Consider the following 23,259-nt stretch of genomic DNA (forward strand, 5'->3'; position numbering starts at 1 on the left):
TCAGCGGGTCGTGTCCTCGCCCTCGACGGCCTCGGCCAACCGCTGGCGGGCCACGTCCCGGGCGGCCGGGTCGTCCCGGTCGGCGTCGTCGTCGAACACCACGGTCCACTCCCGGGCGGACTGACCGGGCACGCGGCGGGCCACCAGCAGCACCCCTCCCCCGGCCGGCAGCGGGTGGCGCTTGCTGGCCACCACCGTCTGGTCCACCCGCCGCCGCACCACCGCCGGCAGCTCGCCGGCGTCGTCCAGCACGTGCCGGGTGACCGCCCCCCGCGCCTGCACGCCGGGTTCGACCTCGAGCAGAGGGGTCACCGCGAACGAGCCGCCGGTCTCGGTCGCCGCCCAGCGGGCGTGCCCGACCAGGTGCCAAGGCAGCAGTTCGCCCTCGGGGGCGTCGGCGCCGTCGGGGACGGTCCGCAGCCCGGCCGAGGTGGCGGCCAGCCAGCCGCCGTCCCGACGCGCGCCCCAGGCCAGCACGTCCTCGGACCCGGCGGCCTGCGCGACCGGGCCGGGCGGGCGGCCGAAGCGCTGCACGAGCCGGCGGAACGGGTTCACGCGCTGAGCCCGCCGATGGCCCGCTCGCGCAGCGACCGGGCCTCCTGCTCCAGGGCGACCAGCTGGCCGAAGACCTTCGTGTACTCCTCGGGCGCCTCGACCGGGTTCATCCGCTGCAGCCGGCCCTTGAGCGCGGTCACCCGGCGCACCGTCGCCATCTCCTGCAGGCGGGTCAGCACCGCGTGCACGTACCCGCTGTCCGGCTCGTCGGACGGCGACTTCAGCGGCTCCACCGCCAGGGCCGGCAGCAGGCGGCGGGCCTCGTCGGACTCCGCCGCGGCACCCACCTGGTCCAGCCAGGCGGCCCCGCCCACGGTCGCCCCGGCGGCTCCCCCGGCGGCGGCGATCGCCGCCGCGACCGCCGCGTAGTCCGGGTGCGTCCAGGAATCCGGAGCGATGCCGTCGAAGGCCGGGCCGGCGAGCTCCGGCGCCTGCAGCGCCGTCTTCACCGCCTCGCGCTCGATGAACGCCGCGGCGTCGTCCGCCGTGCGCGCGGGTGCCTTCGCCCGCGGCGCGGGCCGGCCGTTGGTCGCGCCCTCACCGGTCAGCGCGCGCACCCGGGCCAGCACCTCGGCCTCGTCGGTGTTGCCCAGCATGCCGGCCAGCTGGCGGGCGTACGCCGGGCGCAGCGCGTGGTCCTTGATGCCGGCCACCATCGGCGCGGCCTTGTCCAGCGCGTGCACCCGACCCTCGACGGTGTCCAGGTCGTAGCCGGCCAACGTCGTCTTGAGCACGAAGGCGATTAGCGGGACCCGCCGGGCGACCAGGTCGCGGACGGCGGCGTCGCCGTGCGCCTGGCGCAGCTCGCAGGGGTCCCGGCCGTCGGGCTCGACGGCGACGAAGGTCTGCCCGACGAACCGCTGGTCCTCGGCGAAGGTCTTCATCGCCGCCGCCTGGCCGGCCTTGTCGCCGTCGAAGCAGTAGACGACCTCGCCGCGGAACTCGTCCTGGTCCATCAGCAGCCGGCGCAGCACGTTGATGTGCTCGGCGCCGAACGCCGTCCCGCAGGAGGCGACCGCGGTGGTCACCCCGGCGATGTGGCACGCCATCACGTCGGTGTAGCCCTCGACGACGACGGCCCGGTGCTGGCGGGCGATGTCCCGCTTGGCCCGCTCCACGCCGTAGAGCACGGTGGACTTCTTGTAGAGCGGGGTCTCGGGGGTGTTCAGGTACTTCGGGCCCGGGTCGTCGTCGGCCAGCTTGCGGGCGCCGAAGCCGATGACGTCACCGGTGATGTCCCGGATCGGCCACAGCAGCCGGCGGTGGAACCGGTCGATCGAGGTCCCGCGCGAGGACTGCTTGCTCAGCCCGGCCAGCTCGAGCTCGGCCTGGCTGAAGCCCGCCCCGCGCAGGTGCCGGGTCAGCACGTCCCAGCCGGCCGGGGCGAAGCCGCAGTCGAACTCGGCGGCCATCTCCCGGGTGAAGCCGCGCTCGGCGAGGAAGGTGCGGGCGATCGCGGCGTCGGGGGTGGCCAGCTGCTGCCGGTAGAACTCCGCGGCGGCGGTGTTGGCCGCCACCAGCCGGGCGCGCTGGCCGGCCGCGGCGCGGTCCGGGGCGCCGGTGGGCCGGCCGCCGTCGTCCTCGTACTGCAGCTGGATGCCGACCTTGCCGGCCAGCAGCTCGACGGCCTCGCTGAAGGACAGGTGGTCGATGTCCTGCACGAACTTGATGACGTCGCCGCCGGCGCCGCAGCCGAAGCAGTAGAACAGCTGCCGGGCGGGGGTGACGTGGAAGGACGGCGACTTCTCGTCGTGGAACGGGCACAGCCCCTTCAGCGACCCGCCCCCGGCGCGCTTGAGCTGCAGGTGCTCGCCGACGACCTCGTCGATCGTGGCCCTCTCGCGCACCGTGGCGATGTCGGCGGCCCGGATGCGGCCGCGCCGCTCACCGGCCATGACGAACTCTCCCGTGCACGGATCCCCTCTCCCGCGCCGACCCGGCTGCCCGGCGCCGTCCCATCATCCCAGCGGCCGCCGACGGCGTCACGCGGCCGCCGCGGCCTGGTTCCGCCGGGTGAAGGTGTGCTCCAGCCAGAGCAGGAAGACCACGTGCCGCAGCGGGACGTCGTCGCGCAGCTCCAGGGTGGGCACCGGGCTCCAGAAGCCGACCCGGCCGCTGGTGCCCAGGGTTGCGCCGTCCGACGTCCAGACCCGGTTGCGGGCGCCGCCCTGCACCTGGACCAGCACGCCCTCCAGGTCCACGTCGTGCCGGGAGGTCCAGAACGAGGTGCGCACCGCCCGCATCCGGGTGGTGCCCTCCGGGTCGACCGACAGCCGCGCGCCCAGGTCCCCGCTCTCCTTGCCGAACACCCACTCGGCGCCGTCGACCACGGCTCGGGCCCGCTCGCGCCAGAACCCGAGCTGGAGGGTGGCGACGACGAGCCCACCGCTGGCCACCTTGTCGGGCTCGCCGCCGGCGACCACCGCGCGCACCCCGGCGTCCATCCCGGCCTCGCCGGGCGCCGGCAGCGTCCAGCGGGTCATCCGATGCCCGGGGCGCCGGCCACGCTCTCGCCGGTCGCCCGGTAGAGCAGGTAGGCGGCGGTCTCGCGGAGGATGTAGCGGAACTGGGTGCTGCGGGTCTGCACGGCCGGGCCCTGCCGGGTCGGCGAGCTGGCCGCGTCGATGCCGGAGTCCTCGGCCATCCGCTCGGCCCGCATGGCGTGCCACGGGTCGGTGACCAGGACCGCGGTGGACCAGCCCTGTGCGTCGAACTCGGCGGCGACCAGCCGCATGCTCTCCAGGGTGTCCACCCCGTCGGTCACCGCGACCAGGTCCTCGGCCGGGACGCCGGCGTCGAGCAGGTAGTCGCGGCCGGCCTCGGCCTCGGTGAACTCGTCGCCGTCCTTCTTGCCGCCGACGGTGACCACGACGGGGGCGACGCCGTCCTCCCAGAGGGCCAGCGCGTGCTCCAACCGGGCCTCGAAGATGGAGCTGGGGACGCCGTTGTACTGCGCCGAGCCCAGCACCACGATCGCGTCGGACCGGGGCTCGGCGTCCTGCCGGGCGGTCCACCAGATGGCGATCGCGGTCGACACCACCACCAGGGCGACGGCGAGCACGGCCGCCCCGACCGCGCGTCCCACGAAGCCTCCGACCATGCCGTCATGGGTACCACGTGACCTTGTCAGCGGAGGTGCAGTGAGCTGGTGGGCGAGGCTCAGCCGAAGCCGAGCGAGCCCCCGCACACGCGGTAGCCGTCCTCCTCGACCAGGACGACGTCCTGCTGGGCGGTCTGCCCGAACACCGTCAGCGCCAGCACGACGTCCACCGCGGGCCGCCCGTCGGGGGCCACCGTGTCGGTCGTGCTGACCACCTCGGCCTGCACGGAGTCCGGCACCTGGTTGCCACCCATGAGGTCGGTCTCCACGGCGGACTCGGGCACCTGGGCCTGCACCCGCTCGCACAGCAGGTCGTGCACCCGCCCCGAGTCCCCGTCCACCGCCGCGTCGATGTAGGCCAGCGCTGCCGCCGAGGGCGTGCTGGGGGCGCGGCCGGACACCAGCACGAACCCCAGGACGGCGAAGAGCACCGTCACCGTCACCACCGCGGAGCCGACCACCGCCGACGTCTGGCTCTTCGGCGACGGCGCCGGGGACCGGTAACCCGGGAAGCCGACGGCGCGCGCCGTCCCGCCCTGCGATGCGGCCTGCGCCGGCGTGGGCACGTACTGCTGCTGCGGAGCCCCGATCTGGCCGGGGAACACGACCTGGGTCGGGGCGGCCGGGGGCCCCGAGCCGAGCTGCTGACCAGGGCCGGGCGGTGGGGGCTGGACCACGGCGGTCCTCTCTGCGGCGGGCGGGGTGGCGCCATGCTGCCAGCCTCGGCCGGTCACCGGAAGTGCTGTGCGCCCACCGATCAGGCGATGCCGCAGACCTTCGCGCCACCTTGGGCGATCACGACCAGCTGCACGGTGGTCACCGAGCCGCCGTCGTCCCAGGCGACCGGGACCACCTCGGCTCGCTGGCCGTCCAGGTCGCCCTCGACGGGGTCGCCGACCGACGGTGTACCCGGTCGCAGGTAGTCCCCCGCGACCTGGTCGGCCCGCAGGCGGGCCTGCTCGTCCTCGCACAGCAGGCCCCAGGCGGTCTGGGCGTCCTCGGCGGCCAGTGCCCGGGCGAACACGTCGGCCACCTCGGTCACCTGCTCCTGGGTGCTCCCGGTGACCATCGGCAACAGGACCACTGCGCCGACCGCGACGGCCGCGGTGCCGGCCCCCAGCGCGAGCAGCAGACCGCGACGCGGGCGGCCCGGCCCGGCGTGCAGCGGCTGGGGATCGTCGTCGTAGAGGAAGGGGCCCTCGGTGCTCATCCGCCACCGACCAGCAGCTCGGCGCCGACCGGGGGGCGCGGGTCGTCGCGGTCGTCGAGCCAGCCCGCGGGCAGCGCGACCGGGCGGGGCGGCGTCGTCCGGCCGCGGGGAGCGCCCAGGACGGCGACCGGGTACGGCTGGTCCTCGACGCCGGCCAGCAGCTCGGCGAGCTCGTCCAACGAGCTGACCATGGCCAGCGCCCGCCGGGTGTCCGAGCCGACCGAGAAGCCCTTGGTGTACCAGGCGACGTGCTTGCGGAAGTCCGAGCAGCCGTGGGTCTCGCCGTGCTCGGCGGCCAGCAGGGTGGCGTGCCGGTGCATCACGGCGGCCACCTCGCGGAAGGTCGGCAGCGCGCGCTGCGTCGACCCGGCGAAGGCGGCGGCCAGGTCGCCGAACAGCCACGGCCGCCCGAGGCAGCCCCGGCCGACGACGACGCCGGCGCAGCCGGTCTCGGCCACCATCCGGAGGGCGTCGTCGGCCTCCCAGACGTCGCCGTTGCCCAGCACCGGGATGTCCACGGCCTCGACCAGCCGGGCGATGTGCGTCCAGTCGGCGGTGCCGCTGTAGAGCTGGTCGGCGGTGCGCCCGTGCAGGGTGATCGCGGCGGCCCCGGCGCCCTGGGCGATGGCGCCGGCCTCGAGGTAGGTGTGGTGCTGCGGGTCGATGCCGACCCGGGTCTTCACCGTCACCGGCACGTCGCCGGCTGCGCGCACGGCCGCGGAGACCACGTCGCCGAACAGTCGGCGGCGCCAGGGCAGGGCCGCTCCCCCGCCCTTGCGGGTCACCTTGGGCACCGGGCAGCCGAAGTTCAGGTCGATGTGCGCAGGCCGGGTGCCGGCGACGCACTCGTCGACCAGCAGCTCGACCGCGCGGCCCACGGTGGCCGGGTCGACGCCGTAGAGCTGCACGGAGAAGGCGTCGTGCTCCTCGGTGGTCGCGCGCACCATCCGCAGCGTCTTCTCGTTGCGCTCCACCAGCGCCCGGGTGGTGATCATCTCGCAGACGTAGAGCCCGGCGCCGAACTCCCGGCACAGGGTGCGGAAGGCCGGGCCGGTGATGCCGGCCATCGGGGCGAGGACGACGGCGGGGTCCACGGTCAGCGGGCCCAGCCGCAGCGGCGCGGGCGCGCCGGCGGGGCGGGCATCGAGGACGGCGGTCACCCCTCCAGGGTAGGCGGGCCGCTGAGGAGGGCAGCCAGCCGTTGTCCTCCGCCAGCCGGACCGCCTCGGCCCGGGTGCGCGCGCCGGTCTCGACGATCGCCGCGGACAGGTGGTTGCGCACCGCGCCGGGGGCCAGGTGCAGGTCGCCGGCCAGGTCGGCCACGGTGCCGCCGTCCGAGCAGCACGCAGCGCCTCGGTCTCCCTCGCCGACAGCGGCGTGGTCCCGGCGGTGAGGGTCTCGGCGGCCAGCACCGGGTCGACCACCCGCAGCCCGCCGTGCACCCGGCGGACCGCGTCGGCGAGCTGCCGGGCCGGGGCCGCCGGTCTGCATGACCGCGGCGACCAGGCCGTGCGCGACGGCGGTCCGCGGGGGTAGGCCGTAGACCTGGACCTGACCGGAGTCGGGGCGGGACAGGCCCAGCAGCACGTCGATGGTGGTGGTCTCGCCGGCCCCGTTCGGGCCGAGGAAGGCCAGGACCTCGCCGGCCCGGACGGTGAGGTCCAGCCCGTCGACGGCGGTCACGCTGCCGGACCGCTTGGTCAGCCCGGCGAGCCGGACGGCCGGGGGCGCCCCCGCGGAGGTGGTCGGTGCACCCGGCACCGCGCTGGTCTGCGTCACGCCCACTGCCTGGTCAGCGGGCTGCCGCTGGACATCGGCCGACCATCACGACCCCACCGTGACACCTGTCATCCGCACCCGCGTGGGGGTCGGCCGGGGATGGTCACCGCCGCTGGGGGATGGTCCGCGGCCGGCCGCGGACCATCCCCCAGCTGGGCGGACCCACCCCTCGGTCAGCAGCCGGGGAGGCGCTGGGCGAGGTAGCCGACGACCTGGTCCAGTCCGACGCGCTCCTGGGTCATGGTGTCGCGCTCCCGCACGGTCACCGCGTCGTCCTCGAGGGTGTCGAAGTCGACGGTGAGGCAGAACGGCGTCCCGATCTCGTCCTGGCGGCGGTACCGGCGGCCGATGGCGCCGGCGTCGTCGAACTCGACGTTCCAGTTCTTCCGCAGCGCCGCGGCCAGGTCGCGCGCCTTGGGCGAGAGGTCGGCGTTGCGCGACAGCGGCAGGACGGCGGCCTTGACCGGCGCCAGCCGCGGGTCCAGGGCCAGCAGCGTGCGGGTGTCGACGCCGCCCTTGGCGTTGGGGGCCTCGTCCTCGCGGTAGGCCTCGACCAGGAAGGCCATCAGCGAGCGGGTCAGGCCGGCTGCGGGCTCGATGACGTAGGGCGTCCAGCGCTCGTTCGTCGTCTGGTCGAAGTAGGACAGGTCGGTGCCCGAGTGCTCGGAGTGCGTCTTCAGGTCGAAGTCGGTGCGGTTGGCGATGCCCTCGAGCTCGCCCCACTCCGAGCCCTGGAAGCCGAACCGGTACTCGATGTCGACGGTGCGCTTGGAGTAGTGCGACAGCTTCTCGGCCGGGTGCTCGAACAGCCGCAGGTTGTCCGGGTCGATCCCCAGGTCGGTGTACCAGTCCTTGCGCTGGGCGATCCAGTACTCGTGCCACTGCTCGTCCTCGCCGGGCTTGACGAAGAACTCCATCTCCATCTGCTCGAACTCCCGCGTGCGGAAGATGAAGTTGCCCGGCGTGATCTCGTTGCGGAAGCTCTTGCCGATCTGGCCGATGCCGAACGGCGGCTTCTTGCGGGCGGCACCCATCACGTTGGCGAAGTTCACGAAGATGCCCTGCGCGGTCTCCGGGCGCAGGTAGTGCAGCCCGGACTCGTCCTCGACCGGGCCGAGGTAGGTCTTGAGCATCATGTTGAAGTCGCGCGGCTCGGTCCACGAGCCGGTGACCCCGCAGTTGGGGCAGGTGATCTCCGACAGGCCCTCGGGCGCGCGGCCCTTCTTGGCCTCGAAGGCCTCCTCGAGGTGGTCGGCGCGGAACCGCTTGTGGCAGTTCTGGCACTCCGTCAGCGGGTCGGTGAAGACCCCGACGTGGCCGGAGGCGACCCAGGTCTGGCGCGGCAGGATGACCGAGGAGTCCAGGCCGACGATGTCGTCCCGGCTCTGCACGACCGTGCGCCACCACTGCTTCTTGATGTTCTCCTTGAGCTCGGTGCCCAGCGGCCCGTAGTCCCAGGCGGAGCGGGTACCGCCGTAGATCTCCCCGGCGGGGAAGACGAACCCCCGGCGCTTGCAGAGGTTGACCACCTTGTCCAGGCGGGCGGGGTCGGCCTTGCGGGGGGTGCTGTCGTTCTCGGTGGCCACGGGGAGGGCTCCATCCGGCTGGCGGTCGGCGGGTTACGGGCAAACGCTAGACGGCGCCCACCAGCTCATTCCGACAGGTACACCCCGGGCTCGTCGACCGCGTGCACCCAGACCGGGGCGCCGGTGATCTTCACCTCGGCCGCGGACAGCGCCCGGCGGTAGGCGCCGACGCCGTCCCAGGTGGTCAGCAGCGCGCACAGACCCGGGTCGTCGGCCGCGGTGCCGAACTCGCCGGCGACGAAGCCCGGGCGGGCGCGCAGGGCGGCCAGCAGCGCCGCGCCGTCGGCCAGCAGGGCCGCGGGGTCCTCGGTCCGGAACCTGGTCACCGCGAACACGGGCACCCCTCCACGTTTGACAATGGTTCTCACATGCACGGATGATGGTGCCATGCCGGCCGCCCCGCTCGAGCTCACCCGCTGGCTCCCCGAGGACGTCGCCGCGGCCAGCGAGCTGCTGTCCGCGCTGGCCGCGCCGCTGCGCCTGTCGATCGTGGCCCTGCTGGACGAGCACGGCACGTCGTGCGTGCACCAGCTGGTCGAGGCCCTCGGCGTCACCCAGCCGCAGGCCTCCCAGCACCTGCGGGTGCTGCGCGGTACCCGCCTCGTGGCCGGCGACCGCCGGCACCGCGAGGTGCACCACCGCCTGGCGGACGACCACGTCGGCCACGGCGCCCTCGGGCACGCTGCGCACACCCAGACCTCCGCCGCTGCCCCGGTCTCGATCGCCTGATGGCCCGCACCACGCGCCAGCGCACCGCCGTCGCCGCGGTCTTCGACGACCTCGAGGGGTTCCACAGCGCCCAGGAGGTGCACGCCCGGCTGCGCGCCGACGGCGACTCCGTGGGGCTGTCCACGGTGTACCGCGCCGTCCAGGCCCTGGCCGAGGACGGCGAGCTGGACTCCATCCGGACCAACTCCGGCGAGGCGCTGTACCGCCGCTGCAGCACCCAGCACCACCACCACCTGGTCTGCCGGGGCTGCGGGCGGACCGTGGAGGTCGCCGGGCCGGTCGTGGAGAGCTGGACCGACCGGGTCGCCGCCGAGCACGGGTTCGCCGACGTCAGCCACACCCTGGAGATCTTCGGCACCTGCGCCTCCTGCCGCACGGCCGCCGCCGACGGCTGATCACGGCGTGGTCACAGCCGTTGGCCGCACGCTCCCCGGTCCCTAGACTCCGAGCGCGGTGGGCAAGGGCCCCCGCCGGGTGCTGGGTCGGATGGCTGAGGGGGGCGCGCGGTGGAGTCCGAGCAGTTCGGGAGCTACCGCATCGAGGCGCTGATCGGGCGCGGCGGCATGGGCGAGGTCTACCGGGCCTACGACACCGAGCACGAGCGCACCGTCGCCCTCAAGGTCCTCTCCGAGCACCTCGCCGCCGACCGCGGCTACCGCGAGCGCTTCCGCCGGGAGGCCCACCTGGCCGCCCGGCTCAACGAGCCGCACGTCGTCCCGATCCACCGGTACGGCGAGATCGACGGCCGGCTGTTCCTGGACATGCGCCTGGTCCGCGGCGACGACGTGGCCCAGGTGCTCGCCCGCGACGGCCGCTTCAGCCCCGAGCGGACAGTGTCGGTGGTCAGCCAGGTCGCCCAGGCGCTGGACGCCGCGCACGCCGACGGCCTGGTGCATCGCGACGTCAAGCCCTCCAACGTGCTGCTCACCGGCAGCGGCGACGCGGAGTTCGCCTACCTCGTCGACTTCGGCATCGCCCGGTCCACCACCGACTCCCAGGGCCCCTCGCTGACCCAGACCGGCGCGGCGCTGGGCTCGTTCGACTACATGGCGCCCGAGCGGTTCCTGGAGCGCGAGATCGACCTGCGGGTCGACGTGTACGCGCTGGCCTGCGTGCTCTTCGAGTGCCTGACCGGTCGCCGGCCCTTCCCGCGGGACGGGCTGGGCGCCCAGATGTTCGCCCACGTCAACACCGAGGTGGACCCGCCGTCCTCGCTGGCGCCCGGGATCCCGACCGCGCTGGACGCCGTCGTCGCCCGCGGCCTGGCCAAGGACCCCGACGCCCGGTACGCCAGCGCCGGCGAGCTCGCCGCCGCGGCCCGCACCGCGCTGGGCGGCCGCCCCCGCCCCGAGGTGGTCGTGCCGCAGGCGCCGCCCACCACGATCCAGGACCTGCGCAGCGTGCCGCAGACCGTCGGCTTCACCGACCCCTCCGGCGGTGGCGGCACCGGTGGCGGGTTCGGCCCGACCGGCCCCGGGACCGGTGGCGGCTTCGGCCCGGTCGGTCCGGGCACCGGTGGCGGGTTCGCCCCGAGCGGTCCGGGCACCGGCGGCGGGTTCGCCCCGGTGCGGCAGGGCACCGGCGGCGGGTTCGCGCCCCCGGTGGGACCGGGCACCGGCGGCGGGTTCGGGCCGGGGCCGGGCGCCTGGACGGCGACACCGGTGGCCACCTACCCGCCGCGGCAGGGCACCGCCGGCGGCTTCGGGCCGCCGACCAACGGCGGCACGTGGGGCGGGCAGCAGGTCCCCCCGCCGCCGCCGAAGAAGTCCTCCGCCGTGCTCTGGATCGCCCTGGTCACCACCGTCGTCATCGCGGTGATGGTGGTGGTCGCCGTCGTCGTCACCCGCGGTTCGGACGGCGAGGACGTCACGGTCACCGACCCGCCGCCGTCCACGACCACCGTGACCCAGACACCGCCGACCTCGGAGCCGGCCGAGGAGACCACGCCCTACGACTCCCTCCGCGAACGCGTCCCGCCCGACTTCGACGCGTCCGGGTGCACCGAGGAGGAGCTCCCCGGGGACGGTGCGGACTCCTTCCTGGAGTGCGGGTCGGCGCAGTCCGACGGTGGCCCGGAGGCCTCCGGGTTCTACGGCTACCCCGACGTGTCGACCCTGCAGGACATCTTCGCCAACGACGTCGCCGGCCAGGGCCTGACGCAGGTGTCCTTCGACGACCTGCCGGGGACGTACGGGTGGACCTACTACACGATCGGTGGCGAGCGAGCCGGCGCCGTGGCTGCGTTCCTGCTGGAGGACGGCACCGGCGTCATCCTCTGGACCCAGGACGACGCCCTCGCCGAGGGCGCGGCCTACGTGTCCGGCGCCGACGACCTCGACGAGCTGTGGGACTGGTGGCTCACCCCGAAGAGCACCTTCGAGGCACCGTGAGTCCGGGGCCCGTCAGCCGACCATCCGGCGCACCAGCTCGCTGACCTCGGCGGTGGTGCCCGGCCGCTGGCCCAGCGGCGCCAGGCAGGCCTGCACCACGGCCGCCTCCTCGGCGCTCATGCCCGGACCGAGCACCGGTTCGGCCGCCAGCACCCGCCGGATCGCCAGCAGCGGCTCGTTGGCCGGGAGCTCGCCGTACAGGCCCACGCCGGTCAGCGCCCGGTGCAGGGTGGCGCCCAGGGCGAACACCTCGCTGCCCCGCGAGGGCCGCTGGCCCTGCAGGATCGCCGGGTCGACGTACTCCACCGACGCCGCGCCGGCCATGCCGGTCATGGTCACCCCCGGCGCGAGCACCCGGGACAGCCCGAGGTCGGACAGCTTGCCGCCGGTCTCGGTGACCAGGACGTTGGCCGGCGTGACGTCGCCGTGGGTCAGCCCGGCCTCGTGCAGCGCGTGCAGCGCCAGGCCGGCGTCGGCCACCGCGCGCAGCACCTCGGGGCGGGCCAGCGGTCGTGCCGGGGTGGCCAGCGAGCCCAGCGGGCACCACTCCATCGCGTAAAGGAAGCTGTCCTCGAGCACCGCGTCGTACACCCGCACCAGGTAGGGCGAGGAGACCTGGGCGAAGGCCCGCAGCTCCCGCACCCCGCGCTCGTAGGCCTGCTCGCTGTGCGTGCCGGTGAACACCTTCACCGTGACGTACTCGTCGGGCAGCCCCAGCCGCGCCGGGGGCCGGGCCAGGTAGTAGCGACCGTTGTTGCCCTCGCCCAGCAGTCGCACCACCGGGTAGTCGGCCACGTGGCTGGGCGTGCTGGTCCGGGTCGAGACGTCCACTGCCGACTCCTCGCGACGAGGTCCTCCGCCGTCCCCCACGGGCGGCGGGCGAAAGGCTCCCACGTCCGTCCCGCCGTCGCTAGGCTCCGGCGAACGCGGTGGCGGACCGAGCCGTTCCGCCCGACCAGCGACCAGCCCGGGAGCCGTCCGTGGAGCACACTCCGGCCGAGATCGTCGCCTACGTCTTCGTGGGCCTGGCCGTCATCGTCGTGGTGGCCCGCCTGGTCGGCCGGCTGGCCGTCCGGCTGGGCCAGCCGGCGGTGGTCGGCGAGATCATCGCCGGCATCGCCCTGGGCCCGAGCCTGCTGGGGGCGCTGCCCGGCGACCTGGACCAGCTGCTGTTCCCCACCGACGTCCGGCCGTACCTGAACGTCCTGGCCCAGCTCGGGCTGGTGCTCTTCATGTTCATCGTCGGCCTCGAGGTCGACCTGTCGTTCATCCGCGGCCGGGAGCGGGTCGCCTTCACCGTCTCCGCCGCCTCGATCCTGCTGCCCTTCGGGCTCGGCATCGGCCTGGCGTTCGTGCTGCACCCCCGGCACGACGTCGTCGGCGGGGACGCCGTCGGCTTCGTCGCCTTCGCGCTGTTCCTGGGCGTGGCCATGTCCATCACGGCGTTCCCGGTGCTGGCCCGGATCCTCAGCGAGCGCGGCATGCACCGCACCCCCACCGGCGTGCTGGCGCTGGCCTGCGCCGCGGTGGACGACGTCTTCGCCTGGGCGCTGCTGGCCGTCGTCGTCGCGGTCACCGTGGGCGGCACGTTCACCGGCGTCGCCCAGATCCTGCTGCTCACCGTCGGCTTCGCGCTGGTGGTCTTCCTGGTGCTGCGCCCGCTGCTGCGCCGGCTGGTGGAGCGCTACGAGCACCACGGCCGGCTGACCCCGGACATGCTGGCGCTGGTCCTCGTCGGCGTGCTGGGCAGCGCGTTCATCACCGAGGAGATCGGGATCCACTTCATCTTCGGCGCCTTCCTGTTCGGGGTCGCCATGCCCCGCACCGGTGCGGCGGCGCTGAACCGGGAGGTGCTGGACCGGATCGAGCAGGTCAGCGTGCTGCTGCTGCTGCCGGTGTTCTTCGTGGTCACCGGGCTGGGCGTGGACATCGGCGGGCTGTCGGCGCGCAACCTGGTCGAGCTGCTCCTGGTGCTGCTGGTCGCCGTCGCCGGCAAGTGGATCGGCGCCTCGGTGGCCGCGCGGTCCCAGGGGGTGCCGCGCCGCCAGGCCACCTCGCTGGGCGTGCTGATGAACACCCGCGGCTTGACCGAGCTGGTGATCCTCAACATCGGGGTCGGCCTGGGCGTGCTGGACGGCACGATGTTCACGCTGCTGGTGGTCATGGCCGTGGTCACCACCGTGATGACCGCCCCGCTGCTGCGGATCACCTACCCGCCGCGGGCCGTCCAGCGCGACATCGAGGCCGCCGAGCGCGCCGCCCTCGGACTGCCCGACGCGTTCACCGTGCTCGTGGTGGTCGGCGACCCGGAGGCCGACGCCCAGCTGGTGCAGCTGGCCGCGGACCTCGCCGGGCTGGAGCGCCCGGCCCACCTGGTCCTCAGCCGGGTGCTGCCCGCCCGCCCCGGCCTGGAGGTCGCCAGCGGCCTGGGCCAGGAGCTCGGGCTGATCGCCGCCTCCGGGGACCAGCTGCGCCGGCTGGGCCGGCCGGCCGAAGCGCGCGGGCTGACCACGTCGGTGAGCGCCCGGTTCAGCGACGACCCGTGGCAGGTGGTGCGGGACCAGGCGCGCTCGACGGCGGCCGACGTCGTCCTGGTGCGGTCCGGGTGGGGCACGGCCGGCGCGGCGCCCACCGAGGCCGACGAGCTCGCGGCCTCCGTCGTCCAGGTCCACGGCACGGGCACCGAGGACGACGACGTCTGGCTGCACGTCGACGGCTCCCCCGACGCCCGCGCGGCGGTCCGGCTGGCCGCTCAGCTCGCCGCGGCCCGCGACGTCCCGCTGCGGCTGGTCGGCGCGGACGGCTGGCGGGCCCGCCGGCAGGCCGACGGGGTGGTCGAGCTGCTGGAGCGGGCCGGGCTGACCGTGCACCGCGGGGCGACCGCGGCCCCGACCGGGCTGCACCTGGGCCCGGTCGGGGCGGCCGAGCCGGTCGAGGACGGCGTCGTGCTGGCCGTGCTCGCCGGCACCGACGACCGCGACCGCGACCTGTCCGAGACCGTCGCCGACCTCGAGACCCCCTGATGGGTCAGAAGCCGCCGTGCGGCGACTGGAAGGCGAACTGCCGGCCGCCGAGGCGGACCGCCGTCCCCGGGGTGAGCCGGACGGCCTGACCCGGCACCAGCGAGGACCACCCGGGCGCACCGGCGGCGGCGACCAGCGTGCCGTTGGCCGACCCGGCGTCGATGACCAGCACGTCCCACTCGTGCAGCCGGACCTCGAGGTGGTGCCGGCTGACCCCACCGGTCGTGTCGACCACCAGCAGCGGACGCAGCTCCCCGGCGAGCACGCGCTCGTCGCTGTCGGGCTCGCGGCCCAGGAGGTAGTCGGCGTCCAGGTTGACCGTCGCGCCGTTGTCGAACACCAGCAGGCCCAGCGGGGGCCGCACGCCCTCGAGGAACACCCCGGTGCGCTCGGCCATCCGGATGCCGCACAACGCGCAGAAGTGCACCCGCGGGTCGTTGAGGTGGCCCCGCGAGCAGAGGAAGCCGTGCACCTTGGCCCGGTCGTCGGTCTCCTCGGCGGCCAGCGGGGTGACCGGCTGGGCGGAGCTGACCACCGGCAACGGCTGCGCGACCGGCAGGGGGTCGGCCGGGGCGAGCAGGTCGAACGAGCGCGCCGGGGCCGGCAGCGGGGCCGGGGGCTCCGAGGGCTCGGTGGGCCGCGGCGGCGGTGCGCTGGAGACCACCGGTGGCGTCGGCGCGTCCGTCGGCGCCGAGACAGCACCCGGGGGCGGCAGCCGGACGGCGGTGGTGGACGCCGGTCCGAACGCCCCGGTGCCACCCGGGGAGGCCACCGGGGACAGCACGGCGGCGCCGCCGGGCACCGCGCCGCTCTCCAGGTCGGCGAGCGGGTGCGGCGAGCCGCCGGGGTCGGTGCCGGCCGACAGGCGCAGCGCGGCCGGCGGCCAGTCCACGGTGCGCTCGAGGCGGGGGGTGCCGTCGGCGAGCGGCTCGCCCTCGTCGGCGCTGAGCCGCAGCCCGAGCTCGGGCACCTGGGCCAGCGCGCTGCCGACCAGGGTGATGGCCAGCCCGTCCTCGGTGGCCGCGGCGACCGCCAGCGACGTCATGGCGCTCTGCCCGTCCAGCCAGCCGCCCAGGGTCTCCTGCAGACGGCGGCCCGGCGCGCGGCTGCCCTCGGCCGAGACCTTGCGGCACAGCGCGACCAGCTCGGCCAGGCGGTCGGGACCGCCGGTCCCCAGCGCGGTCGGCGGTCCGGAGTGCCGGGCGCCCGGGCTGCGGCCCCAGCCGTCCAGCCCGGCCGACGCCCGGGGCGCCGGCGGCGTGGTCTCGGGCACGACGACCAGCAGCAGGCCCGGCATCCGGACGACCAGGTCGGCACCGGGGACGACGGCGACCGAGACCTGGTCGAAGGCGGGCACCGTGGCCGCGCCCGAGGACGCCGGCGCCGGCCGCGGGGGCACCGGCCGGTCCGGGGCCGGGGGCCGGCCGGGGATGGGGGGCAGCGGGGACGACGGCATCAGACCAGCCGCCCGCCGTTGAAGCGCCAGTGCACGAACGGCACCCGCATCGGTCCGTTGGCGATGAGGAACACCCACATCCAGGTCGTGACGAAGTGGATCAGGAACGCCCAGCCGGGCAGCGAACCCACCCACGGGATGGCCCCGCCGGCGAACAGGAACCACACGAGCAGGCCCTCGGGGACCATGGTGACCAGGCCGAACAGGGTCGGCCAGTCCTTCTCCCACCGGAACTGCTGGATGCCGTGGTAGACGAGCTCCCACAGCACGCCGAGCACGGTGACCACCAGCAGCACCGAGAACGTCGCCGCGTACGAGGCGCCGATCCCGACCCCGGTGGGCAGCACCGGGGTGACCAGCAGGGTCCACAGGGACCCGACGACGACCAGCAGGACGACCCGGGTCTGGATCCGGCCGTTGAGGGTGGGCAGCACGAGGGGCTCTCCGGGTCTCGAGGGGTTCTCGGTGGGTCAGATCTGCTTGCCCCGGGCCCACTTCCACCACTGGCTGGTGGAGCGGCCGGGGCCGAGCTTGCTGCCGAAGCCCTGCGCGTGCAGGTCGTCGGCGATCTCCTGGGCGGCGATCTGCAGACCGAGGAAGGTGTCGACGCCGGGGAAGTACCCGCCGAGCGTGGCGCTGCCCGAGGCGTAGATGCGGCCGTTGCCGCTGCGGGTGCCGCGGACCTCGAAGCTGCGCTCGACGTCCAGCCGCCCGACCGGGTTGCGGCCGGCTCCGGAGTGGTCCAGCAGGTCGGCCAGCACCCGGTGCTCGCGGATGTCGGCCTCCAGCCCGGTGCAGTCGATGACCGCGTCGAAGGAGCCCAGCTGCGGCCCCTGGTCGCTGTTCACCGCCACCTCGACCAGCTCGCCGGTCTTGGTCATCCGGCCGATCTGGCCGACCATCACCCGGTACCAGCCCTGGGCGCGGCCGCGGGACAGCTGCTCCTGCCAGTTGTGCCGGACCGGGGTGTTGGTGCCGCCCATCTCCTTGTAGAGCCGGGCCCGCTCGGCGCCCTCACTCTTGCGCACCTGCTGCTTGAGCTGGCCGCCCCACACCGACTTCGGGTAGTTGAAGCCCTGGTAGGCCCAGCCGTCGGCGCCCTTGCGGCGCTTGAGGATCCCGGTGCCGTGCGGCTTGTCGGTGTAGGTGCGGAACAGGTGCACGATCTGGGTGTCCAGCCGCAGCCGGTCCCGGTCGTCGACCAGCCGCTGCAGCACGCGGGAGGCGACGATGCCGCCGCCGCGGATGAGCACCACGCCCGGCTTGGCGCGCAGCTTCTCGTACACCTGCTCGTGCGGCTCGTAGGCGTTGACGACGCTGGCGTAGTCGTTGGTGAGCGTCCGGTAGTCCTGCAGGTCGTCCAGGAACTTCAGCCCCGGGTAGCCGACGGCCACGTGCACCCACTGGCTGCGGTAGGCGATCCGCCGGGTGGACGTCGCGCCCTGCGGCGGGGTGAGGACGGTGAAGTACCCGCCGCCGGCCCGCCGGCGCACCATCCGGACCTGGCCCCGCACCACCATCTCCGGGTACCGGATGCGGTGCATCTCCGCCTCCATGGAGACGAAGGCGTGCCCGGCCTTCGGCGTGTAGTAGTTGGCCCAGATCGGCTCGACCAGCACGTTCCACAGCTGCTTGAGGTCGCCCTTGAGCCCCTCGCGCAGCGCGTAGCTCGGGAACCCCCAGATGTTGTCCGGGCAGGACGCCGAGTCCGAGCGCAGCCGCTCCCCGCGCGGGACCTGGGACACCGTCGTCAGGTACTCGTAGCTCTGCCAGGGCGTGTCCAGCGGGGTGAGCACCCGGATCGCCGAGGTGGGGACGCCGCAGATCCGCAGGTAGTCGGTGGTCACGAACGAGCCGATGCCGCCGCCGAAGGTCACGAACGGCACGTCGACGACGGGGATCCCGTGCTCGGCGAGCATCCCGTCGGTCCACACGTCGGTCCCGACCAGGCGGTCGCTGAGGTCGCCCGCGGCGGGGGGCGGCGGGGCGAGGGGATGGCTCACGGAGGGCACCTCGGGTACGTCGGGGCGGACGTCGTCCGGGGAACTGTCTTGCCCCCGGGTGCCCGTGTCAACGCCCTGCGGCGCAACCTGGGCCGGAACGAGACCGGACCGTGTCGTCGCGCCCTCTACGATCGTCGCGACGCCGGGGGTCGCCTGGGGTCCCGCACGCGTCGGAGGAGGCCCGTGGAGTCAGGTCGGTTCGGGCCCTACCGCATCGAGGAGCTCATCGGGCGGGGCGGGATGGGCGAGGTCTACCGGGCCTACGACACCGAGCACCGGCGTACGGTGGCCCTCAAGGTGCTGTCCTCGGGCCTCGCCGGGGACGACGGCTACCGCGAGCGGTTCCGGCGCGAGGCGCACGCGGCCGCCCGGTTGTCCGAGCCGCACGTCGTCCCGATCCACCGGTACGGCGAGATCGACGGCAAGCTCTTCCTGGACATGCGCCTGGTGAAGGGCGTCGACCTCGGGGACCTGCTGCACGCGCACGGCGCGCTGGAGCCGGCCCGGGCCGTGGCGGTCGTCGGCCAGGTCGCCCGGGCGCTGGACGCCGCGCACGCCGAGGGCCTGGTGCACCGCGACGTGAAGCCCTCCAACGTGCTGGTCACCGGTGAGCCCGGCGACGAGTTCGTCTACCTGGTCGACTTCGGCATCGCCTGGTCGGCCGCGGACTCCGAGGGCCCCTCGCTCACCCAGACCGGCTCGGCGGTGGGCTCGTTCGACTACATGGCCCCCGAGCGGTTCATGGAGCGGCCGATCGACGCCCGGACCGACGTCTACTCGCTGGCCTGCGTGCTCTTCGAGTGCCTGGCCGGCCGCCGTCCCTTCACCGGGGACAACCTGGCCACGATGATGTACGCCCACCTGAACACCGCCCCGCCGCCGGTGTCGGCGCTGCGGGCCGGGCTGCCCGGCGGTCTGGACGCCGTCGTCGCCCGCGGGTTGGCCAAGGACCCCGCGGCGCGCTGGCCCAGCGCCGGCGCGATGGCCGCGGCCGCGCGGGCGGCGCTCACCTCCGGCGGGGTCACCCCGCAGCAGGAGTCCCGGTTCGCCCCGGGGCCTCCCCCGCCGCAGCCGCAGGCCGTCGGCATGTCCGGCCCGGGCTGGACGATGCCCCCCGCACCCCCGCCGAGCTGGTCCGGTCCCCCGGTCGGCGCGGTGACCGACCCCGGTCGACCGGCCCGCCGCCGCTGGCTGCCCTGGGCCGCCGCCGGCGTGGTGGCCGTGGCCGTCGCCGCGGTGGTCGGCGTGGTGGTCAGCCAGGACGGCGACCCCGACACGACGACGACCCCCACGACCAGCGCGGCCCCCACCACGTCGGCCGAGGACGCCGAGCTGCTGGCGGCGCTGCCCAGCGCGATCGACGGCTGCTCGCCGGCGACCACCTCGGCCCTCGGCGAGGTCGCCGCGGTGGACTGCGGCGCCAGTCCGGTGCAGCCCGGACCGTCCGCGGTGCAGGTCTCGCGGTTCACAGACTCCGGGGCGGCCGACGCCGCGTTCCTGGCCCGGGTGGACGCCGACGGCCTGACGCCGCTGCCGTCGCGGGAGACCTGCCCGTCGACGCAGGGCTACTACTACTGGCTCGACGACGACCGGCAGACCGCCGGCCGGGTCGGCTGCCTGACCACCACCCGCGGGGACGCCGTCCTGTTCTGGACCGAGAGCGCCGGCCAGGTGCTGGTCACCGCCACGGCGGCCGGCGCCGGCACCCAGGGGCTCGCCGACCTGGTCACCTGGTGGTCGGGGGACCGCAGCACGACCACCTTCGCCGGCTGACGGGCAGCGCTCAGGCGCTGCCGAAGCGGCGTTGGCGGGAGGCGTACTCCTCGCAGGCGGCCCAGAGGTTGCGGCGGTCGAAGTCCGGCCACAGCACGTCCTGGAAGACCAGCTCGGCGTAGGCGGACTGCCAGAGCAGGAAGTTCGACGTGCGGTTCTCCCCCGAGCTGCGCAGGAACAGGTCGACGTCGGGCATGTCGGGCTCGTCGAGGAACCGGGCCACGGTCTTCTCGGTGATCTTGTCCGGGTTCAGCCGGCCGGCGGCGACCTCGCGACCGATCGCCGCGGCGGCGTCGGCGATCTCGGCCCGCCCGCCGTAGTTCACGCACATGGTCAGGGTGAGGACGTCGTTGTCCTGCGTCAGCTCCTCGGCGACCTCGAGCTCCTTGATCACCGAGCCCCACAGTCGCGGACGGCGCCCGGCCCAGCGCACCCGCACGCCCAGCTCGTGCATCTCGTCGCGGCGGCGGCGGATCACGTCGCGGTTGAAGCCCATGAGGAAGCGGACCTCCTCCGGGCTGCGCTTCCAGTTCTCGGTGGAGAACGCGTAGGCGCTGATCGCGCCGATGCCCAGCTCGATGGCGCCCTCGACGCAGTCGAACAGCGAGGCCTCGCCGGCCTCGTGGCCCTTGGTGCGGGGCAGCCCGCGCTGCTTGGCCCACCGCCCGTTGCCGTCCATGACCACGGCGACGTGGTGCGGCACCTTGTCCGCCGGGATGGCCGGGGGCCGGGCGCCGGAGGCGTGCGGGGTGGGCGGCCGGACGGCGCGCCTCACGAGCGGTCCACCAGGGACAGCGAGCGCAGCCCGCGCTCCAGGTGCCACTGCAGCAGTGCGGCCACGAGCCCGCTCCCCTCGCGTCGGTTGGTGCCCTGGCTGGCCTCGGCGGTGGCCCAGTCGCCGGTGAGCAGGGCCTCCAGCAGCTCCACGGTGACCGGGCTGGGCAGCGTGGAACCGGTGGGCCGGCAGGCCGGGCAGACCATGCCGCCGCCGGGCACGGAGAAGTGCCGGTGCGGTCCGGGCTCGGCGCAGCGGGCGCAGTCGGTGAGCGCGGGCTCCCAGCCGGCCACCGACATGGCCCGCAGCAGGAAGGCGTCGAGCACCAGGCCGGGCGGGTGGGTCTGCTCGGCCAGGGACCGCAACGCCCCGATGACCAGCAGGAACATCCGCAGCGACGGTTCCTTCTCCTCGGCGGTGAGCCGGTCCGCGGTCTCGAGCACCGCGGTGCCGGCGGTGTAGCACCGGTAGTCGGCCACGATGGCCGGGCCGTAGGAGTGCAGGGACTCGGCCTGGCTGACGATGTCGAGGTTGCGGCCGGTGTAGAGCTGCAGGTCGACGTGGCTGAACGGCTCGAGCCGGGCACCGAACTTGCTCTTGGTCCGGCGCACGCCCTTGGCCACCGCGCGCACCTTGCCGGTGCGCCGGGTGAGCACGGTGACGATCCGGTCGGCCTCGCCGAGCTTCTGCACCCGCAGGACGACGCCCTCGTCGCGGTAGAGGGCCTTCGGGGTGTGCGCCGACACCTAGTAGCCCAGCCGCTGCAGCTTCTTGGGGTCGTCCTGCCACTCCCCCAGCACCGTGACGTGCAGCGACAGGTGCACCCGGCCACCGAGCAGGTGCTCCAGGCCGACCCGGGCCTCGCTGCCGATCGCCTTGATGGTGGCGCCGCCCTTGCCCAGCAGCATCGGCTTCTGGCTGGCCCGCTCGCAGTGCAGCAGGACGTGCAGCTCGGTGAAGACGGCCTCGGGGTCGCGGGGATCGGGCTTGCGGATGATCTCCTCGACGCTGACGGCCAGGGAGTGCGGCACCTCCTGGCGCACCTTCTCCAGCGCGGCCTCGCGGACCAGCTCGGCGATCTGCCGCTCGAGGTCGTCGTCGGTGAGCTGGTCCTCGGGGTACATCGGCGGGCCCTCGGGCAGCATGCCGACCAGCAGCTCGGCGAGCAGGTCGACCTGCTCGTCGGCCACCGCGCTCACCGGCACCACCTCGCGGGCCTCGACCAGCTGGGAGGCCGCGATCAGCTGCGCGGTGATCGCCTTCTTCGACGCCGCGTCGGTCTTGGTGACCACCAGGACCACCGGGGTGCTCACGTTCTTCAGCTGTCGGGCGATGAACGCGTCGCCGGCGCCGACGGGCTGGTCGGCCGGGATGCAGAACACGATCACGTCGACGTCGGCCAGGCTGTCGCGGACGACGTCGTTGAGCCGCTGGCCCAGCAGGCTCTTGGGCTTGTGCAGCCCGGGGGTGTCGACCAGCACGAGCTGGCCGTCGGGCCGGTGCACGACGCCGCGGATGGCGTGCCTCGTGGTCTGCGGCCGGTTGCTGACGATGCCGACCTTGTCGCCCACCAGGCGGTTGGTGAGCGTGGTCTTGCCCGCGTTGGGGCGCCCGACCAGCGCGACGAAGCCGCTGCGGTACGGGGCATCAGGGGTGCTCACGCCGACCATCCTCCCACCGCCCACCGACACCACGGGGACGACGGCTGGGACGATGTCGGCATGGCCCGCCGAACCCGACGCCCGAACGACGAGCCGCCCGCGGTCCGCGCCGCCCGCGACCGGGAGCGGCACATCAGCCAGGTCACCAGCTACGGGTTCTTCGCCCGCCGTGGCCCCAAGCGGTCGGTCACCGTCGTCCCGGCGCCGCTGCGGTACTGGCAGTACGTCGCGGTCAGCCCCGGCATCGCGCTGGCCACCGTGGCCGCCGTCGTCGTCTGGCTGCTGGCGCTGGGGCTGATCAGCGGCTGGCCCGCCGCGCAGGACGAGGTCCCGCTGGCCGTCGGCCTGGGCGCCGCGGTGCTGGTGCTGGCCACCAGCCGGTTCACGATCTCGGACTTCGCGGTGTCCAACGACATCGCCGGGCTGCGCCAGACGTCGTCGTTCGGCGTCGTCCCGCTGGTGCTCGTCGAGGACGTCGTCGTCGGCCGCGCCCCGGCGGACTGGCCGCGGGCCAAGCGGCGCGGTGGCTGGTGGCCCGGGCGCACCCGCGTCGTCGTCCGGCACCTGGCCGCCGACGGCGTGGCCGACCGGGCCTTCGCCATCTGGGTCCGCGACCACGAGGCCGTCGCCGACGCCCTGGACCGGCCGCTGGCCTGACCGCGTGACCCTCCCCCCGGTCGAGCTCGGCGCGTTCCCGCGGGAGCGCGCCGGGGAGCTGCTCACGCTGCAGCGCGCGGCCTACGTCACCGAGGCGCAGCTCTACGCCGACGCCCGGCTGCCGGCGCTGACCCAGACGCTGCCGGAGCTGGTCGCCGAGCTGGCCGGCTCCTCGTGCCTGGCCGTTTGGCACGGCCCGCGCCTGGTCGGCGCGGTGCGCACCCGGGAGGTCGACGGCGTCCTGCACATCGGGAGGCTGGTCGTCGCCCCGGACCTGCAGGGCCACGGCACCGGCAGCCGTCTCCTGGCCGCGGCCGAGGCAGCCTCCGGGTGCGCGACGGCCACGCTGTTCACCGGGCACCTCAGCGAGGCCAACCTCCGGCTCTACCAGCGGCACGGCTACGTCGAGACCCACCGCGAGCAGCTGTCGCCGACGGTCGAGCTCGTGCACCTCGCCAAGCACCTCGCCCGCTGACCCGGGGCAGGTCCGCCGGGGTGGGGGGAGGTCCGGGGCCGGCCGCGGACCATCCCCCAGCTGGGCGGACCGTCCTCGGCAGGCGGG

The 23,259-nt window shown here is 74.7% G+C and carries 23 protein-coding genes and 1 pseudogene; 7 read left to right on the plus strand and 17 right to left on the minus strand.

Annotated elements, in window-relative coordinates; genetic code table 11:
• From UXQ13_RS10630 to UXQ13_RS10675, 10 genes and pseudogenes are all read right to left on the minus strand, one after another.
• Positions 1-555, minus strand: a complete 555-nt coding sequence (locus UXQ13_RS10630; protein WP_225232273.1) for a hypothetical protein — start codon at positions 553-555, stop codon at positions 1-3.
• Positions 552-2,450 (minus strand): DNA primase, encoded by a 1,899-nt coding sequence (gene dnaG, locus UXQ13_RS10635; protein WP_225232274.1) that lies wholly within the window; start codon positions 2,448-2,450, stop codon positions 552-554. Before dnaG ends, UXQ13_RS10630 begins: the two co-directional genes overlap by 4 nt.
• Positions 2,451-2,537: 87 nt before the next feature.
• Positions 2,538-3,038: a hypothetical protein gene (locus tag UXQ13_RS10640; protein WP_225232275.1), complete on the minus strand. Its 501-nt coding sequence runs from the start codon at positions 3,036-3,038 to the stop codon at positions 2,538-2,540.
• Positions 3,035-3,655, minus strand: coding sequence for a YdcF family protein (locus UXQ13_RS10645; RefSeq protein ID WP_225232276.1), 621 nt, complete (start codon positions 3,653-3,655; stop codon positions 3,035-3,037). Before UXQ13_RS10645 ends, UXQ13_RS10640 begins: the two co-directional genes overlap by 4 nt.
• Before the next feature lie 59 nt (positions 3,656-3,714).
• Positions 3,715-4,332: a hypothetical protein gene (locus tag UXQ13_RS10650; protein ID WP_225232277.1), complete on the minus strand. Its 618-nt coding sequence runs from the start codon at positions 4,330-4,332 to the stop codon at positions 3,715-3,717.
• 80 nt (positions 4,333-4,412) lie between these two features.
• Positions 4,413-4,865 carry a hypothetical protein gene (locus UXQ13_RS10655; RefSeq protein ID WP_225232278.1) on the minus strand — a complete coding sequence of 151 codons (453 nt, stop codon included), beginning with the start codon at positions 4,863-4,865 and terminating at the stop codon, positions 4,413-4,415.
• The gene (gene dusB / locus UXQ13_RS10660; RefSeq protein WP_225232279.1) at positions 4,862-6,025 is read right to left on the minus strand and encodes a tRNA dihydrouridine synthase DusB; all 1,164 of its coding nucleotides are present in this window, start codon (positions 6,023-6,025) and stop codon (positions 4,862-4,864) included. Before dusB ends, UXQ13_RS10655 begins: the two co-directional genes overlap by 4 nt.
• A 379-nt stretch (positions 6,026-6,404) precedes the next feature.
• Positions 6,405-6,650: pseudogene (locus UXQ13_RS10665) on the minus strand (ATP-binding cassette domain-containing protein); the annotation flags it as partial.
• Positions 6,651-6,817: 167 nt separating this feature from the next.
• Positions 6,818-8,230, minus strand: coding sequence for a glycine--tRNA ligase (locus UXQ13_RS10670; RefSeq protein ID WP_336392259.1), 1,413 nt, complete (start codon positions 8,228-8,230; stop codon positions 6,818-6,820).
• Between the two features lie 65 nt (positions 8,231-8,295).
• Positions 8,296-8,556 (minus strand): antibiotic biosynthesis monooxygenase, encoded by a 261-nt coding sequence (locus tag UXQ13_RS10675; protein WP_225232282.1) that lies wholly within the window; start codon positions 8,554-8,556, stop codon positions 8,296-8,298.
• Between the two features lie 61 nt (positions 8,557-8,617).
• On the opposite strand from UXQ13_RS10675, the gene UXQ13_RS10680 reads away from it, so the two are divergent.
• The 3 genes from UXQ13_RS10680 (at position 8,618) to UXQ13_RS10690 (ending at position 11,349) form a co-directional block, all read left to right on the plus strand.
• Positions 8,618-8,959, plus strand: coding sequence for an ArsR/SmtB family transcription factor (locus UXQ13_RS10680; protein WP_336392260.1), 342 nt, complete (start codon positions 8,618-8,620; stop codon positions 8,957-8,959).
• Positions 8,959-9,354 carry a Fur family transcriptional regulator gene (locus UXQ13_RS10685; RefSeq protein ID WP_336392261.1) on the plus strand — a complete coding sequence of 132 codons (396 nt, stop codon included), beginning with the start codon at positions 8,959-8,961 and terminating at the stop codon, positions 9,352-9,354. Before UXQ13_RS10680 ends, UXQ13_RS10685 begins: the two co-directional genes overlap by 1 nt.
• A gap of 111 nt (positions 9,355-9,465) precedes the next feature.
• Entirely contained in the window at positions 9,466-11,349 is a 1,884-nt protein-coding gene (locus tag UXQ13_RS10690) for a serine/threonine-protein kinase (RefSeq protein WP_263639346.1), read from the plus strand.
• A gap of 12 nt (positions 11,350-11,361) precedes the next feature.
• On the opposite strand, the gene UXQ13_RS10695 is transcribed toward UXQ13_RS10690, so the two are convergent.
• Complete coding sequence (locus UXQ13_RS10695; protein WP_225232285.1) at positions 11,362-12,180, minus strand: serine/threonine-protein kinase; 819 nt, start codon at positions 12,178-12,180, stop codon at positions 11,362-11,364.
• 149 nt (positions 12,181-12,329) lie between these two features.
• On the opposite strand from UXQ13_RS10695, the gene UXQ13_RS10700 reads away from it, so the two are divergent.
• Entirely contained in the window at positions 12,330-14,372 is a 2,043-nt protein-coding gene (locus tag UXQ13_RS10700) for a cation:proton antiporter (protein ID WP_336392262.1), read from the plus strand.
• 4 nt (positions 14,373-14,376) lie between these two features.
• Here UXQ13_RS10700 and UXQ13_RS10705 read toward each other — a convergent pair whose 3' ends face one another.
• From UXQ13_RS10705 to UXQ13_RS10715, 3 genes are read right to left on the minus strand one after another with little or no spacing between them, the layout of a single operon-like run.
• Complete coding sequence (locus tag UXQ13_RS10705) at positions 14,377-15,828, minus strand: FHA domain-containing protein (protein WP_225232287.1); 1,452 nt, start codon at positions 15,826-15,828, stop codon at positions 14,377-14,379.
• A complete protein-coding gene (locus tag UXQ13_RS10710; RefSeq protein WP_336392263.1) occupies positions 15,828-16,262 on the minus strand; it encodes a hypothetical protein in 435 nt (144 codons plus the stop codon). The genes UXQ13_RS10705 and UXQ13_RS10710 overlap by 1 nt, the downstream gene beginning before the upstream one ends.
• A 36-nt stretch (positions 16,263-16,298) precedes the next feature.
• Complete coding sequence (locus UXQ13_RS10715; RefSeq protein WP_336392264.1) at positions 16,299-17,831, minus strand: FAD/NAD(P)-binding protein; 1,533 nt, start codon at positions 17,829-17,831, stop codon at positions 16,299-16,301.
• A gap of 183 nt (positions 17,832-18,014) precedes the next feature.
• Here UXQ13_RS10715 and UXQ13_RS10720 point away from each other — a divergent pair, with 183 nt between their 5' ends.
• Positions 18,015-19,604, plus strand: coding sequence for a serine/threonine-protein kinase (locus tag UXQ13_RS10720; protein WP_336392265.1), 1,590 nt, complete (start codon positions 18,015-18,017; stop codon positions 19,602-19,604).
• Positions 19,605-19,614: 10 nt separating this feature from the next.
• Here UXQ13_RS10720 and UXQ13_RS10725 read toward each other — a convergent pair whose 3' ends face one another.
• Genes UXQ13_RS10725 through era form a run of 3 tightly spaced genes read right to left on the minus strand, consistent with a single transcriptional unit; the run spans position 19,615 to position 22,040 of the window.
• Complete coding sequence (locus UXQ13_RS10725) at positions 19,615-20,379, minus strand: isoprenyl transferase (RefSeq protein ID WP_336392266.1); 765 nt, start codon at positions 20,377-20,379, stop codon at positions 19,615-19,617.
• Positions 20,376-21,125, minus strand: coding sequence for a DNA repair protein RecO (gene recO / locus UXQ13_RS10730; protein WP_336392267.1), 750 nt, complete (start codon positions 21,123-21,125; stop codon positions 20,376-20,378). The genes UXQ13_RS10725 and recO overlap by 4 nt, the downstream gene beginning before the upstream one ends.
• A complete protein-coding gene (era, locus tag UXQ13_RS10735) occupies positions 21,126-22,040 on the minus strand; it encodes a GTPase Era (RefSeq protein WP_336392268.1) in 915 nt (304 codons plus the stop codon).
• A gap of 60 nt (positions 22,041-22,100) precedes the next feature.
• Here era and UXQ13_RS10740 point away from each other — a divergent pair, with 60 nt between their 5' ends.
• A complete protein-coding gene (locus UXQ13_RS10740; protein WP_336392269.1) occupies positions 22,101-22,697 on the plus strand; it encodes a hypothetical protein in 597 nt (198 codons plus the stop codon).
• 4 nt (positions 22,698-22,701) lie between these two features.
• Complete coding sequence (locus tag UXQ13_RS10745; protein WP_336392270.1) at positions 22,702-23,172, plus strand: GNAT family N-acetyltransferase; 471 nt, start codon at positions 22,702-22,704, stop codon at positions 23,170-23,172.
• The last annotated feature ends 87 nt before the right edge of the window (positions 23,173-23,259 follow it).

Source organism: Klenkia terrae (genome assembly GCF_037083865.1).
Classification (GTDB): domain Bacteria; phylum Actinomycetota; class Actinomycetes; order Mycobacteriales; family Geodermatophilaceae; genus Klenkia; species Klenkia terrae.